This window comes from Dokdonella sp. (assembly GCF_035511235.1).
Classification (GTDB): Bacteria; Pseudomonadota; Gammaproteobacteria; order Xanthomonadales; family Rhodanobacteraceae; genus Dokdonella.
The window spans coordinates 82,507-98,254 of the sequence record NZ_DATKFQ010000025.1; the positions used below are offsets into that span (position 1 = coordinate 82,507).

5 protein-coding genes and 1 pseudogene are annotated in these 15,748 nt (G+C 70.8%); all 6 read left to right on the top strand.

Features of this window, described 5'->3' with window-relative positions; translation table 11 throughout:
• Positions 1–223 precede the first annotated feature (223 nt).
• The 6 genes and pseudogenes from VMR06_RS11220 (at position 224) to VMR06_RS11240 (ending at position 15,544) form a co-directional block, all read left to right on the top strand.
• Entirely contained in the window at positions 224–2,623 is a 2,400-nt protein-coding gene (locus VMR06_RS11220) for a winged helix-turn-helix domain-containing protein (protein ID WP_325376286.1), read from the top strand.
• 699 nt (positions 2,624–3,322) lie between these two features.
• Entirely contained in the window at positions 3,323–9,664 is a 6,342-nt protein-coding gene (locus VMR06_RS11225; protein ID WP_325376288.1) for a S8 family serine peptidase, read from the top strand.
• A 184-nt stretch (positions 9,665–9,848) separates the two neighbouring features.
• On the top strand, positions 9,849–12,005 hold the full coding sequence (locus VMR06_RS11230) for a VCBS repeat-containing protein (RefSeq protein WP_325376290.1): 2,157 nt from the start codon (positions 9,849–9,851) through the stop codon (positions 12,003–12,005).
• 35 nt (positions 12,006–12,040) lie between these two features.
• A pseudogene (locus VMR06_RS18195) lies at positions 12,041–12,487 on the top strand (IS3 family transposase); the annotation flags it as partial.
• A 167-nt stretch (positions 12,488–12,654) separates the two neighbouring features.
• Positions 12,655–13,065, top strand: coding sequence for a DDE-type integrase/transposase/recombinase (locus VMR06_RS11235; RefSeq protein WP_325376576.1), 411 nt, complete (start codon positions 12,655–12,657; stop codon positions 13,063–13,065).
• Between the two features lie 340 nt (positions 13,066–13,405).
• Positions 13,406–15,544 (top strand): hypothetical protein, encoded by a 2,139-nt coding sequence (locus VMR06_RS11240; RefSeq protein ID WP_325376292.1) that lies wholly within the window; start codon positions 13,406–13,408, stop codon positions 15,542–15,544.
• The last annotated feature ends 204 nt before the right edge of the window (positions 15,545–15,748 follow it).

The window sequence follows — 15,748 nt, forward strand, 5'->3', positions numbered from 1 at the left end:
CCCGGCAGCATAGCAACCCGCCGCGGCGAGCTGCGCCGAACGCGTCGCAGCGCATGCGTCGCGCGGCCGCGATCCTGCGGCCCGCACGCTGCCGCCGGCGGCTCGATGAAACCTTTATTTTCACTTTCATGAAACCGATACTTGCATCGCTGCGCCGCTGACGGCACAGTGACGCGGGAGGCCTGCCGGAGCGCAGCCTCGCCGCGACAGGTATCGAAGGGCCATGGAGACGATCCGCTTCGGCGACTACCAGCTCGACCCCGCGCTGCGCGAACTGTGGCATCGCGACGAGCGCGTGGCGCTGCCGCCGCGCGCGTTCGACTGCCTGGCCTACCTGATCGAACAGCGCGGCCGCGCGATCGGCCGCGACGAGCTGATCGCCGCGGTCTGGGGCCGCGTCGACGCGACCGACAACCTGGTCGACCAGATCATCCTGCGCTGCCGCCGCGCGATCGGCGATACCGGGCCGCAGCGCTACGCGATCCGCACGGTGCCGCGCTTCGGCTATGCCTGGATCGCCGAGGTCAGTGCCCCGGCGGCGCCGTCGCGCGCGAGGGCCGGCGGCGCGGCGCGGCCATCCGCGATTGCGGCAGCACCGCCGCGCCGCGCCGCGGCCGCGCCGCTCGTACAGGCGCTGCGCCGGATCGCCGCGCCGGGCCGCAGGCCGCGCTGGCCGGTCGCGCTGCTGGCGAGCCTGGGCCTGCTGATCGGCGGCGCCACGCCGCTGCCGCCGCCGGCGCATCCGGCGGTCGGGCCGAAGGCGATCGTGCTGCCGGTGCAGTTCGCGCCCGGCCACGGCCAGGCCTGGATGCGGCTCGGCCTGATGGACGCGATCGCCGAGCGGCTGCGCGCGGCCGGTCTGCCGGTGCTGCCGAGCGACAACGTGGTCGCGCTGGCACGCCGCTACGACCCCGACGACATCGCCGAGGCGGCGGTCGCCGACGCGCTGGCGGCCGCGGTCGCGCCGTCGTGGATCTTCGGCGTGCGCGCCGAGCCGGGTGATCAGGGCTGGACCGTGCGCGTGCACGGCCTGCACGGCCCCGAGCCGCGTCCGGCCGGCCACGGCAGTGCGGCCGATCCGCTCGCGGCGGCCTATCTGGCCGCCGACGATCTGGCGCGCCGGCTCGCGCTGGCGCCGCCGGCGCCCGCCACCGGCAGCGAAGCGCACGACCGCGCGCGCCTGCTGCAGCAGGTCAAGGCAGCGGCCTGGGCCGAGCAGCACGACCAGGCGCGCACCCTGCTGCAGGCCGCGGCGGCGCGGCACGGCGCGGCACTCGAGGTGCGCTACTGGCATGCCGAGATCGATCACCTGGCCGGCCATGCGCACCGTGCGCAGGCGGCGTTCGAGGCGCTGCTGGCCGAGCCGCGGCTCGCGCTCGACCCGGTGCTGCACGCCAAGGTTCGGCACGGGCTCGGCTACACCTGCGTGCGCCTGACCGATTTCGAAGCCGCCGAGCGGCATTTCGACGCCGCGGTGCGCGGCCTCGACGGCGTCGCCGGCGGCGAAGCGCGCAACCAGCTCGGCGTGGCGTTGAGCGGACGCGGCCAGGCGCGCGCCTGGCTGCGCCGCTACGGCGAGGCCGAGGCCGACTACGTGCGCGCGCGCATCGCGCTCGAGAGCAGCGGCGATCAGCTCGCGCTGGCCCAGCTCGACAACAACCTCGGCGTGCTCGACGAGCTGCGCGGCCGGCCGGCCGAGGCGCTGCCGTACTTCCGCCGCGCCGCCGAGCGCGCCGCCGCATTCCACGCGCTGCAGCCCGAGCTCGGCGCGCGCATCAACATCGCCGGCAGCCTGCTCGGCCTGCTCGAGCCGGCCGCCGCGCTGGCGCAGGAGCCGCGCATCGCGACCCTGCTCGAGCAGGTCGGCCATGCCGGCACGCGCGAGCTGGTCAATGCCAATCGCGTGCAGGTGCTGACCGCGAACGGCCGCCTGCGCGAGGCCGGTGCGCTGCTCGAGGACCTGCGCGCGCAGCCGGCCGAAGGCCGCAGCGCGGCGCTGGACGCCTGGATGCGCATCGTCGCGGCCGCGCACGCGCTCGAAGCCGACCGGCCGGCGCAGGCCGCGGCGCTCGCGGCGCCGGCGCTGACCGACGCGTTGCGGACGACCGCACCGAACCAGTACGCCTGGGGCCAGTACGTGCTGTTCACGGCCGAGCGCCGCCGCGGCGATCGCAGCGCGGCCGCCGCGATCGCCGCAGCCGCTGCGCGCTGGCCGGCCGACGCCGAGGCCGCGCCCGAGGTCGCGGTGCTGCCGCTGCTGATCGCGGCCGAGCAGGCTGCGCTCGACGGCGACGAGGCGCGCGCCGACGTCGCGTTCGAACAGGCATTGAGCCGCGCCGAGCGCGGCCGCGTGCCGGCGCTGATCCTGCGCGCGTCGGCCGCGCATGCCGACCAGCTGATCGCACGCGGCGACCTCGATCGCGCGGCCGCCGTGGCCGGGCGCAGCGCCGGCTGGGCTCTGCAGTCCTACGAGGCCTCGCTGCTGCAGCTGCGCCTCTATCACGCACTGGCCGACGCCGGCGCCTGGCGGCTGGCGCGGACGCGCGCGCTGGCCCTGGCCGGCGAGCGCACGATCCCGGCGGAACTGCTGGCGGCACCGGGCGAGGCACTGGCCGGGCGCTGACGCGCGCCGCACCACGCGGCGGAAGCCGGCCCGTGCGGCCGCGCAACGACGGGCGGCGCACATCCTGCGGCGTGCGCGATGCGAAAGGCCTACAGCGGCGACCGGCACGGTCGCGCGCGACAGGATCACGCCGGGACCGATCGTCCCGCGCAGCGGCCGGCGGCCTTCGCTACGGCATCGTCGGCGGATACGGCCTGCGCAGGCGCCTCCCGACCCTGGCCGCATCGGCGCGTCGGCCGTCGTCGATTCCATGGCGGCCCGTGCTCACTTCCCTGGCGACCCCGCCGACCTCGTGGCGCGGCGGAGCGCGCCTGCGCCCGCAACCGGGAAACGAGCACGGGGCCGGGCCGCAGCTTGCCGCTTGCGCTGCCGCTCGCGGCGGGAGCGGACCTGCGCGCGGCGCGTGCCCGCATCGTCGTTCGCGGCGGCCGCGCCCGTGCCGGAGCGGTCGCGCGCAGGCGCGCGTCCCCGCCGAGCCAGCCGCTTCCCGGCGCGACAGGCCGGCACGCGGCATACATCGCGCGGTCAGATCGCGCGTTCAGACCTTCCAAAGCCGTCGATAAGCGATCGGACATGAGTCCGCCGGCGGCCACCGGGCACAACAGGGGCCGCTGCGCCGCGACCCCCGTCGTGCACGCCTGCCCCGCCGCGCGCGGTGCCTCGCGGCGCAGCACCCGTTTCCTCCCGTCTGGAATCCGTATGAACGATCTCGAACACAAGGCACCGGCGCCGCGCCGGCGCGCCGGCCGGCCGGCGCGGCTGCTGGCGGCGCTGGCGATCGCCGCCGGCAGCGCGAACGGCGCATCGATCGATCCATGGCTGGCCGAGCGTCTCGATCGCGACGGCAGCACCGACTTCTTCGTCGTGCTGGCCGAGCAGGCCGATCTCGGCGCGGCCGCGCGGCAGACCACCAAGGCCGCCAAGGGACGCTACGTGCTTGAGGCGCTGCGACGGCGCGCCGACGCGAGCCAGCAGGCGCTGCGCGCGCAGCTCTCGGCCGCCGGCGTCGAGTACCGGCCGTTCCACATCGCCAACGCGATCTACGTCGCGCGCGGCGATCGCGCGCTGGCCGAACGGCTGGCCGCCAGCGCCGGCGTGGCCGCGCTGCTGCCGAACGGCACGATGCATCTGGACGAGCCGCCGGTCGACGCGGCGGACGCCGCCGAGGCACCGCGCGGCATCGCCTCGAACCTCGCCTTCGTTCATGCCGATCAGGCCTGGGCGCTCGGCGTCGAGGGCGACGGCATCGTGATCGGCAGCATCGACACCGGCCTGGACTGGCAGCATCCGGCGATCCTTCAGCAGTATCGCGGCTGGAACGGCGTCAGTGCCGATCACGCCCACCACTGGTGGGACGCGACCGGCACCTATCCGGCCGCGCCCGGCGACGGCCATGGCCACGGCACGCATACCACCGGCACCCTGGTCGGCGACGACGGCCGCGGCGACCGCATCGGCGTCGCGCCGCAGGCACGCACGATCCATTGCAAGGGCATGAGCGACGCCGGCAGCGGCAGCGATCTGGCGTTCCTGACCTGTTTCGAGTTCATGCTGGCACCGTGGAATCTCGCCGGTGCCGATCCGCGCCCGGACCTGGCGCCGGACATCCTCAACAACTCCTGGGGCTATCCCGGCGGCCAACAGCCGCTGTTCCGGCAGGCGGTCTCCGCATTGCGCGCAGCCGGCATCCTGGTCGAGGTCTCGGCCGGCAACGACGGCCCCAACTGCGGCTCGCTCGGATCGCCCGGCGACTACCCGGACGTGCTGACGACCGGTTCGGTCGGGCTCGGCGCCGGCCTGCCGGGCCTGCTGACGCGCGGCAGCAGCCGCGGTCCGTCGGCGCTGGCCGCCGGCGTCTACCGGCCCGGCGTGATGGCGCCCGGCGAGGCGATCCGCTCGGCGATTCCGGGCGGCAGCTATACGCGTCTGAGCGGCACCAGCATGGCCGGCCCGCACGTCAGCGCCGCGGCCGGTCTGATGTGGCAGGCGCAGCCGGCCCTGCGCGGCGATGTCGCGCGGACCGAGCAGCTGATCTACGCGACCGCGGTGCCGCTGACCGGCCAGACCGGCTCGAGCTGCGGCGGCGACTACGGCACCGGCCCGAACCACGACTGGGGACACGGCACGCTCGACGCGCTGGCCGCGGTGCAGGCCGCGATCGCGATCGGCGGACCGACCGGCACGCTGCAGGGCACGGTGCGCGATGCCGCGTCGGGTGCGCCGCTGGCGCAGGCCTCGATCGCGCTCGGCCCGTTCGTCGTCCGTACCGACGACAGCGGCGCCTATCGTCTGACGCCGAACGCCGGCGTCTACGCGGCCACGGCGACGCGCACCGGCTATGCGGCGCAGACCGTGGAGGACGCGAACGTGGCCGCCGATGCGACGACGACGCTCGACTTCGCGCTCGACGGTGCGCAGCTGAGCGCCAGTCCCGCGGCGTTCGACGCGACCGTCGCGCCGGGCACGATCGCAAGGCGATCGCTGACGCTGACCAATGCCGGCCCGGCGCCGGCCGAGTTCGCGATCCGCATCGACGGCCACGGCGCGCCGCGCACCGCCGGCGTGTCGATCCCGCGCTACACCGGCACGCTCGCGCCGTCGTCCGAGGCGCCATCGACCGCCGCACCGCCGCCGGGTACGCGGCCGGCCGCCGGCGCCGCCGAAGCCGCCTTCGACTGGCCGCCGACCGGCGCGCGCGCGATCGGACTCAACGTCTATCCGCAGCAGCGCCTGGTCGAGATCCCGGACATCGACCGTCCCGGCCAGTGGAACGTCCTCGCCAACCTGACCGGCGCGCCGTACGCGGGCGACTTCCGCGGCCACGACTTCACGCGCCTGTACACGCTGGACTACAACGACAACGCGCTGCGCACGATCGACGTCGCGACCGGCGCGCGCACGACGATCGGCGTGGCGACGCCGCTCGGCAACTGGACCGGCCTGTCGAGCACGCCGGACGGGCGGCTCTACGCGGTATCGACCGGCACCGGCGCGCACGGCTTCGAATCGACGCTGTACACGATCGATCCGCTCACCGCGGCGGCGACGCGTATCGGCAACACGCGTGCCGCCCTGGCCATCATCGACATCGCATTCGCGCCGGACGGCACGCTGTATGCGGTGGACATCGTCAGCGATGCGCTGTACACGCTCGACCCGGCGACCGCGGAGGCGACCTGGGTCGGCGCACTCGGCGTCGATGCCAACTTCTCGCAGGGCATCGCGTTCCACCACGCCAGCGGCGTGCTGTACTGGGCCGCCTATGTCGGCGGCGGCGGCCAGCTGCGCGTGATCGACACGACGACCGGCGCCAGCGCGCCGATCGGTGCATTTCCCGACGACGTGCTGGTCGGCGTGCTCGCGTTCGAGAACGACGGCGCCGGCCCCTGGGTAACGGCGCATCCGCCGCGCGGCCAGGTGCCGGCCGGCGGCAGCGCCACGGTCGAGCTGCGCTTCGACGCGCGTCTGGCCGATCCGCCCGGCCCGTACACGGCCGTGCTCGAGGTCGGCGGCGCGTTCGCCGCCGGACCGGCGCCGCTGCCGCTGACGATGCGGATCGGCTGCGAGGCCTGCGGCCACGCCGGCGGCCAGGTGACCGATGCGCGCCAGGGTTTCGCGGTGACCGCGACGATCCGGCTCGACGACGGCCAGACCGTGTTCGAGAGCACCGGCAGCACGTTCGCGATCGATCTGCCGGCCGGCAGCTACACGGCGAGCGTCGCCGCGCCGGGCTATTTCACGCAGACGCGCACGGTCGCGGTGGCCGCCGGCGGCGCGGTCGTCGCCGACTTCGCGCTGCTGCGCGAGGAGGCATTGCTCGCGTACGACCCGGCCCAGATCGTGCAGCCGCTCGACATCGGCCAGCAGGGCGAGGCGATCGTCGAGGTCCGCAACGCCGGGACGGTGCCGCTGCAGTTTCGTGCGCGCGTCGGCGCGCTCGAAGGGCCGCGCCGCGTGCCGCCGATGCAAGCGGTCGACACCGCGGCGTTCAGCGCGCCGGCCGCCATCGGCCCGGCATCGCTGCTCGGTGCCGGCACGGCGGCCGCGGCCGCGGCCGCCGGCGGCTGGCTCGCCGCGACCGCGCTGCCGGCCGGCCTCGCACGCTACGGCCATGCGCAATGCCCCGGCGATCCGGACCGCTACTACGTCGTCGGCGGCATCGAGAACGGCGACTACAGCCGCGCCGTGCGCCGCTACGACGCCGCCACCGACGCCTGGACCACGCTGGCGCCGCTGCCGTCGCAGGCCGGCGGCGGCGAAGGCATCGCGGTGACCTGTCACGACGGCTATCTGTATGCGGCCGGCGGCGACGGCACCAACCGCTTCCTGATCTACGACATCGCCGCCGACGCCTGGAGCGCCGGCCCGGCGCTGCCGCGCGGTGTCTGGGGTGCCGCGATCGGCGCCTACGACGGCCGCATCCACGTCGCCGGCGGTGCACCGGGCTTCGCATTCGGCGACGTCAGCCGCGCGGTCGAGGTCTTCGACATCGCATCGGGCAGCTGGAGCAGCGGCACGCCGATGCCGGTCGGCACGGCCGCAGCCGGTTACGCGCAGGTCGGCCGCCATCTCTACGTCGTCGGCGGCTGGGGCGTCGGCTCGCCGGCGGCCAACATCGACCGCACGCAGCGCTACGATCTCGTGACCGGCACCTGGGAGACCGGACCGGCGTTCGTGTCGGCACGCGCCGACTTCGCGCTGGCGGCGACCGCGACGCGGCTCTACGCGATCGGCGGCGACGGCAGCGGTGGCGACCTGTACGAGCCGAGCGGTCGCGTCGAGTCGCTCGACCACCTTGCCTGGCCGCTCGGCGAGTGGCGCGATCTCGGCACGCCGCTGACGCCGCTGACCGCGTTCGGCGGCGGCTACTGCACGCAGGCCGTGAGCGGTGGCGAGGTCTGGGCGGTCGGCGGCGTCGACGCCGGACTGGCCTTCCTGAGCGCCAACCGCTACCGGCCGGCCGAAGCCTGTTTCGCCGAGACGCCATGGCTGCGCGTCGACGAGCGCGAGCACCTGCTCGGCGCCGGCGAATCGATGCCGCTGACGCTGGCATTCGATGCGCGCCACCTGCAGCAACCCGGCACCTATACGGCGCAGCTGCGCTTCATCAGCAATGCCGCCGAGCCGGTGGCGCCGCTGCCGGTGACGATGCAGCTGGCCTGTTCGAGCTGCGGCCGCCTCAGCGGCACGATCCGCGACGCCGAGAGCGGCGGCCCGGTCGTCGCCAGCCTGCGCGCGACGCCGGCCGGCGGCAGCGCGACCGCGGTCACCGGCAGCGACTACGCCCTCGATCGGCCGGCCGGTCCGTACCGGCTCGACGTCGCCGCACCCGGCTACGCCGATGCGACCGCCACGGTCACGCTCTCCGCCGGTGCCGAGGTGGTGACCGACTTCGCGCTGCTGCGCCGGACCAGCACTGCCAGCTACACGCCGACGGCGATCGACGCCTCGCTGCCGGCCGGCGCCGCCGACGAGCGCACGGTCACCGTGACCAATACCGGCACCGAGCCGCTGGCGCTCGCGCTCTCGGTCGGCGGCTATGCCGGCCCGCTCGCGACCTCGACGATGGCGACCGAAGCGGCTGCCGGCCACGGCGAATGGCGGTACCGCGACGCGCACGGCATGCCGGCGCCCAACGGCACGGCGAGGATGTACCCGGGCGCGTACCGCTGGACGCCGCAAGCGCAGCCGGACGGCGCGCCGCGCGTGCTGATCTATGCCGACGACGTCGTCCACCGCGCACCCGACACCTACCTCGACCGTGCGCTGCGCCTGCTCGGCTGGGGCTATACCGCGCACTACGACGGCGACTTCCCGGGCTTCGTCGCGGCACTGACCGGCCAGCCCTGGGATCTGGTCCTGGTCGGGCACGAGACGATGCCGCTGGCGCCGAACGTGCCGGTCGCGCTCGACGCCTACGTGCGCGGCGGCGGCCGGCTGGTGATCCACTCCAACGGCATCGATGCCGCGCCGCTGTGGACCACGCTCGGCGTCGCCGACTTCACGACGATCTACGACCCGCCGGCCGCGGTGCACTGGTGGGAGCCGACCCACGGCGTGTTCAACCGGCCGCAGAGCGTGCCGGCCCTGCTCGCGCCGGCCGGCGGCATCTACGCGATCAACGGCTACCGCTTCACGGCGGCACCGGGCGTCGCCGCGGTCGCCGGCTACACGGCGTCCGGCGCCGCCGCCGGCGAAGCGGCATTGCTGATCGGCAACGACGGCCGCAGCGTGCTCAAGGGTTTCAACGACGGCAGCCACAGTGCCGACCTCGACGGCGACGGCCTGCCCGACGCGGCCGAGCTGTGGGTAAACCTGATCGCCGGCAGCGCCGCCGGCTACGGCGCCGGCTGGGCCAGCGTGACGCCGGCACAGCTGTCCGTGCCGGCCGGTGGCAGTGCGTCCTTCACGGTGCGCATCGACAGCGCCGAGCTCACCGAGCCGGGCCGCTACACCGCCTCGGTCCGGCTGGCCGGACCGCTGACGCTGCCGGCGCTGCCGCTGACGCTCGACCTGCGCTGCGCCGGCTGCAGCAGCGGCAGCGCCGATCTCGGCCTGAGCGGCCTGGCCCTGCCGCCAAGCGCGGAGATCGGCGGCAGCGCGCACTTGCTCGCCACGGTCGGCAACTTCGGACCCGACGCGGCCGAGGCCGCCACGGTCACGTTCGAGCTGCCGCCGGTGCTCGGCTTCGTCGCCGGCCGCTGGATCGACGGCGTGCCGCGCGGCGCCGGCGACTGGGCGTGCACGCCGACCGGCAGCACGGTGCGCTGCATGCTGAGCGGCGCGAGCCTGCCGGTGCATGCCTTCGCGGCGATGCTCGACGTCGAGGTCCGCGTCCGCGGCGACACACGGCCGGGCCCGGTCGAGACGCTGCTGGAGGTGACATCCGCGCAGGACGATCCGAATCCGGCCAACGATCGCGCGACGCTGCGGCTGATGCTCGACTACGCAGACGGCGAGCGGGTGTTTGCGGATGGGTTCGAGGCGGGCACGGAAGCGAATGGGCAAGCGCAATCGATGCGTGGCGATAGCGCGCGGTGAGAAGGCCGAGCGATGCCCCGCGCATCACCCCTTGTCGCGGCATGCGGAGCTTATCGAATTGACGCGCGAAGGTGGCGCGTCGTTCGCTGTGGTCTCTGCCAGGTACGGGCCGATGCCGCGGCTTTCTGCGTTGGCCTGCACCGCTACGGCATAATGGTCCGCCAGGAAACATCGGACCATCCAGATGACGGCAGCAAGACTGCTCGGCACCACCGCGCTGTTGAACCTGATGTGGGGGACAACGGCGTTCGCGGTCTCCGCCACACAACCTCGCCTCATCGAGCAAGGGCACCGTGTCGACACGATCTCTCAGCTCGGAGCAGGGCATCTCGCCATCACGGACCTGGACGGGGACGGCGTCCAGGAAGTGGTGTTTCAGGGCTATGTCGGTTTTTCTCCTTTTCCGAGCCAAAAGTCGGTCATCGCGATTCTCAAACGCCAACCGGACGGCTCCTTCGGCATACTCGACAACGAGACGATCCTCGAATCGCCGACCCGAACTGTCCGGATGCTGGCTTGGTCGCAGGCCGGCGATCCGCGAATCATCGCCGTCGACGCGGGCGGTATCGTTGGCGAGTACGCCGATGTTCCGCTTCGCGAGCGACGGACGTTCCCCATTGTCGAAAATGCGTTCTCCGCCGCCATCGGCGACGTCGATGCGGACGGCAACGATGATCTGGTCGTCGTAACCCAGACAGGCCTCCATACCTACGCGCTGGCCAGCGGCCAGTTGCTGCGCAGTCTGGCCGTCTCCGGCAACGAGGCGGTGGCGCTGGCCCAGTTGGACGCGGATCCTGCACTCGAGATCATTCTGGGCGGAGGCACACCGGGTCTGATTCTGGATGGAGCAACCCATGCGATCGACTGGCAGTACGCCGACGGCTTCGGTTATCACTTGGCAGTTGGCCGCTTCGGCGCAGATCCCGCCGACCAGTGGGTGGGCACCCAGGCCCCCTCCAGTTTCACGCTGTTCGGTTCGTCGCCCTGGTCGACTCTGTGGAGCAAAACCTTGGCACAAAGTATCGACACCGTAGGCGCCGCCACCCTCGATGCCAGCGGTCGCGACTGGCTGCTGATCGGCGACGCGAGTTGGGGTTCGCTCCGCGCATTCGACGGCGTCGACCAACAAGAGCGGCTTCAGATCTCCAACGGCGGCGGCGGCGTCGGGGCGGTTGCGGGCGTCGATTTCGATCGCGACGGCCTGGACGACATCGTCTTCGCGGCAAGCTACGTTTCCGGATTCAATCACGCACTGGCGGTAGCCGATGGTCAGACCGGCAGCCTTCGCTGGACGTTCTATCCAAACGAGACCCCCTATACGTCTACTGCACTTGGTGACGTCGACGGCGACGGCCGCATCGAGCTGGTCGCCGCCGCGCGTCACGACGGTGGCGGCACGGGGGCGATCTCGATCTTCGACGCCGAGACAGGGCAGCGAAAGTGGCGTACCGCAGAAGGCCAGCTTCCGCCCGGTTATCCACTTGCGATATCGACATCTCGGATCGAGCTGGTTGCTCGCCCCTCGATGGGCGGGATGGACATCGTATTGGCGGGATCGCTGTACCACAGCGGCAAGCTTCTGGTCGTCGACGGCAAGACGAAGGAGGTTCGCCTGGATGTCTCCGGCTATCTGGGCGGCACGCTGCAATCACGCGCCATCCGGGACATGGCCCTGCTCGACTACGATCAGGACGGAACAGCCGATTTCCTGTTGGCCTTGCAGGGAAACACCGGCGCCTTGACGGTCTTGTCTGGCGTGGATGGAAGTACGTTGTGGACGTCCGCCGCCATGGGGAGCGGCGGCACCAGCGCGCTGATCGGCGTTTTTTTCATTGACGGCACGTCGGCCGGTGCGGATACGCAGTTGGTCGCGGTCATGTCGAACAGCCTGCGCAGTTTCAGCGCTTCCACTGGCCTGTTGAACTGGATCCTTCCCGTCTACAGCGACGGTGCCCTGTATGTCCCGTCGGGAGTCGAAGGCCCGGAGATCGCGGTTTTTTCGAGCGGCGGATACCTGCAATTCTTCAGCGCGGCGACGCTCGCCCCATTGCGCCAGTATTCACTGCCGTCGCCGCTGCGTGCGATGACCCTGCTCGACGACGACGCCCGCTCGATGCTGGCAGCTTCCGGAGGCGCGCTGAGGGTGTTCGACGGAACCACCGGCCTGACGCGCGTGACGTCCGATTCGCTCACTCCTTTCCCGGAAACCGGTGGGCGGCTGGCGGTCCACTCGCAGGGAGACGGTTCATGGCAGATCGCCAGTGGCACCCAGGTCGCCCTCTATCGACACCGTCTGGAACTGCGGGAAGCCATCTTCGGCGACGGCTTCGACGGCCTCTAGCAGGGTGTCGAAAAACGGGCTCCTGCCCGTTCTTGATGCAACACCCTCAAGCGAACGGCGCAAGCAGAGCCTGCGCACCTTCTCCGAGCCTAGACCTCAGCCGGTGGAGGCGGCAATGCGGAGGATCGGCTGGTCGTACGCGCACCGAGCCGCAATCGCCCCTCCACCCTTGCGACGGCGTTCTTCGCCAAGGAGTCCAAGTGAGGTACGCCTTTGTCGCGCGTGAACGGGCTCACTATCCGCTCCGGGTGCTGTGCCGCGTACTGTCGGCTTCGGTTTCCGGCTTCCACGACTGGCTGCATCGCCAAGGTCGTCCTGATCCGGAGGCAGCCGTGCGTGTCGCACTGCGCTCGCTTCACGCGGACAGTCGCGGCACCTATGGCCGTCCGCGTCTGGCCCAGGCGCTTCGAGACCGTGCCCATACCGTGGGACACAAGCCAGTGGCCCCACTGATGCGCCAAGAAGGCTTGCGGGGCAAGGTCAAGGGCCGCTTCAAGCCGCGCACCACTGACAGCCGGCATGGCCGGGCGGTGGCCGATAATCGCCTGGATCGGCAGTTCGCAGTGGATCATTCGCTACCGGTCTGGGTCGGGGATATCACCTATTTGCCAACGCGCGAGGACTGGCTGTATCTGGCCGCAGTGATGACCTGCGCACCCGACAAGTGCTGGGTTACAGCCTGTCCGATCGAATGCCCGAGGACCTGGTGCGGCAAGCGTTTCTCAATGCCTGGTCGGCTTCGCCGGCGGGGCCTGGCGTACTGTTTCGCTCCGATCGCGGTGGCCAATATGCCAGCGGCGAATTCAGCAAAACGCTGGCCGCGCATGGCTTCGTGCCGAGCATGAGCCGCAAGGGCAACTATTGGGACAACGCGGTGGCTGAGAGCTTCTTTGCCACGCTCAAGAACGAAGAGGCTATCGGCGTGTACGCCACCAAGGCGGCCGCACATGCCGCCATCGCTGGCTACATACACGGCTTCTACAATCCTACCCGCCTGCATTCTTCGCTCGGCTACGTGTCGCCCAACGACTATGCCAAGAAGTTGAAGCAAGCCGGCTAGAACGGCATTTCTTGGCGTCCGTTCCTGGGAAGCAGGTTCAGTTGATCGCCGGTCAAGCGGGCGCTTTTCAAACCACCCAGATCGGCGCCACCTGTCAGGGAAGGGGACATGCCACATCGCCGTTGCGACCGACGTGGGACCTATCGCGACCAGTTCGTGTCGACCGATGCCATTTTCCTCGACTGCTTCGAAGCATTCCCTTGAGACCGGGGCTAAACCGGGCCAGCACGTCGCTTTGCCGGATCGGCCCAGCACTTGCCCGCAATTCGTACCGGGGTGATGATGAACCAGTCTCCAAGGGTCACTTCTAAGCGGCCCCTACGCACCGGTCGAGGTAACCGTGAATCCGTTTCGCAAGTTGAGCTTCATGTTGGGATCGCTCGCCTTCGTCTGCGCTGCGAACGCCGCAGATTTCGTTGAACTCAACCGTTACGTCTATAGTTTCGGAAAGACCGGTGTAGGGGGATTCGCCGTCGCCGATGTCGACGCGGACGGTGTCCAGGACGTCGTGTTCGGCGCCTTTCGCGAGGATTCGCTGCTCCTTGCGCTCGGCCGCGATGCCGATGGCGCCCTGCGCTTCAAACAGCAAAGTATCGTCCCCGACGATGCCGGAAACTGGCCTCGAGGCAGCGGCCTAGTTCGTGTCCTTGCCTGGTCCGAGAACGGTGAGGCGCGCATCGTCACGATCGGCCACAACGGAATGGCGCGCATCTACGGGCAATGGCCCCTACGGGAGCTGCGGCATTTCTCCACGCGCGACACCGTGAACAGTGGCGACATCGGCGACATCGACAACGACGGTGTCGCCGAGCTGATCATTGCCGACCCGAACGGATTTCAGATTTACTCCCTCGCGACCGGAAATCTGCTGCGCGAGCACGCAACGCCTGGGAGTACGGCCGTCGCCTTGGCGCAACTGGACGGCGATCCGGCCCTGGAGATCATCCTGGGCGGCTCCGCGCCCGGCCTCGTGCTCGACGGCACGACGTTCGCGACGGATTGGTCGTATCCGGGCGGCTTCGGCTCGCTTCTGGCCGTCGGCCCGAGCCCGATGGGCGGCGTCCAGAACTGGGCCAGTGCCGCGGCGGGCAGCACCGGTTTCGACCTGTTCGGTTCTCAACCCTGGCAGCAGAACTGGCATCGACCGACCGACCGGTCGATCGCTTCGATCGCGATGGCGGCGGATACCGGTTCGGCAGCGAACCTGCTCCTGATCGGTAGCGTCGATGGAAGCGTCACGGTTTTCGATACGGCGACGCAGTCGGAACGATTCGGGCTTACCAACGGAAATTCGAAAGTCGAGGCCGTGACGACGGCGGACATCGATGGTGACGGCACAGCCGAGATCGTGCTCACGGCGACACAAGGCTCGGGTGTGGCCCTGCTGGTCGCCGACGGACAGAGCGGCGCGACCCGCTGGTCTTTCAGTCCCACCCAACTGCCCTACTCGATGACTTCCATCGCCGACGTCGACGACGACGGTCGAGAAGAACTGCTGTCGGCGGCCAACACGATGAGTCCAGGTGCGGTGACGATGACCGACTCAGCGACCGGAACGGTCCGCTGGACGTCTCCAGGCAGCTCCGGATCGCTGGGCGACGCGTTCCGCATCGAGACGCGCACCATCGGTCTGGCGCAACGGAATTCCGACGACCGGCTGCGTGTCGTCCTGTCGGGCACGGCCAGGACCACGATGGTGCACGGTATGGGTCGGATCGTGGTCACCGATCCTCCCGAAATGGCGCCGTCTCTGACGATCGGCGGCATGCCGCAAGATTCTTTCGGCGGAATACTTCACGCGGTACCGTATGACTTCGACCACGACGGCAACGACGACTTGATCTCGGCCGAGACCAGGACCACCTCGGGCGTGTACTGGCCGCGCCTGCGCGTGCTTTCCCTGCTTGACGGTACCGTGCTGTGGACATCCGGCGATCTGGGCGGTCCGTTCGCGGCCATCAAGCGCGTGTTCGTCGCTCCCGGCGCCACGTCGGCAGACGACCTCTTCATTACCGCGACGAGCACCGGACTCTTCGCGTTCCGGCCTCCGTCCAGCGCTGCGGTCTGGCAGCTGACCGTGGCCAATGACGGCGCCGCTTATCTGGCCGAGGGCGTCGCCGGTGCGGAAATCGTCTCGTTCACGCGCACGGGCGAGCTGCAATTCTTCGCTGCGGCCACGCAGGCACCAGTGCGAACCTTCGCGACGGGACTGACGCTGCTCGACGTGATCCCGCTTGGCAGGGCGGATGCCCTGCTAGCGGTGTCGAGCGACCGTCTGCTGTTGCTCGACGGCCGGACCGGGATCGTCCGCGCCTCCACGCCATATCTGGGCCCATTCGACACGGACATATTGCAGGTCGGCGTTTCCTATCAAGGCGGCGGCGTCTGGCACCTCGCGCCTGCCACGAAGGTGACGACGTATCGCTACAAGCTGATCTTGACCGAGGCAATCTTCGAAGACGGTTTCGAGATACCCTGACCGAACGGTGCGGCGCCATTTCCGCAGCATGCGCATTCCGCCACGGCATCGCGATCGCGGCCGAACGGTGCGAACCTCATCTCCCGCGCCGTTGCACGACGGTGACGCTGATCGAGAGGGTGGCATTCCCGCGGATGGACGTGCGGGACCGAGCCGGCGCGAACGCGCGAGATTCGCTCCGAGGCCGGCAATCCCCCTGACCAA

Bases quoted from the DNA above. Each gene is read 5' to 3' on its own strand.
- VMR06_RS11225 (WP_325376288.1), top strand. From the start codon at position 3,323: ATGAACGATCTCGAACACAAGGCACCGGCGCCGCGCCGGCGCGCCGGC.
- VMR06_RS11230 (WP_325376290.1), top strand. From the start codon at position 9,849: ATGACGGCAGCAAGACTGCTCGGCACCACCGCGCTGTTGAACCTGATG.
- VMR06_RS11220 (WP_325376286.1), top strand. From the start codon at position 224: ATGGAGACGATCCGCTTCGGCGACTACCAGCTCGACCCCGCGCTGCGC.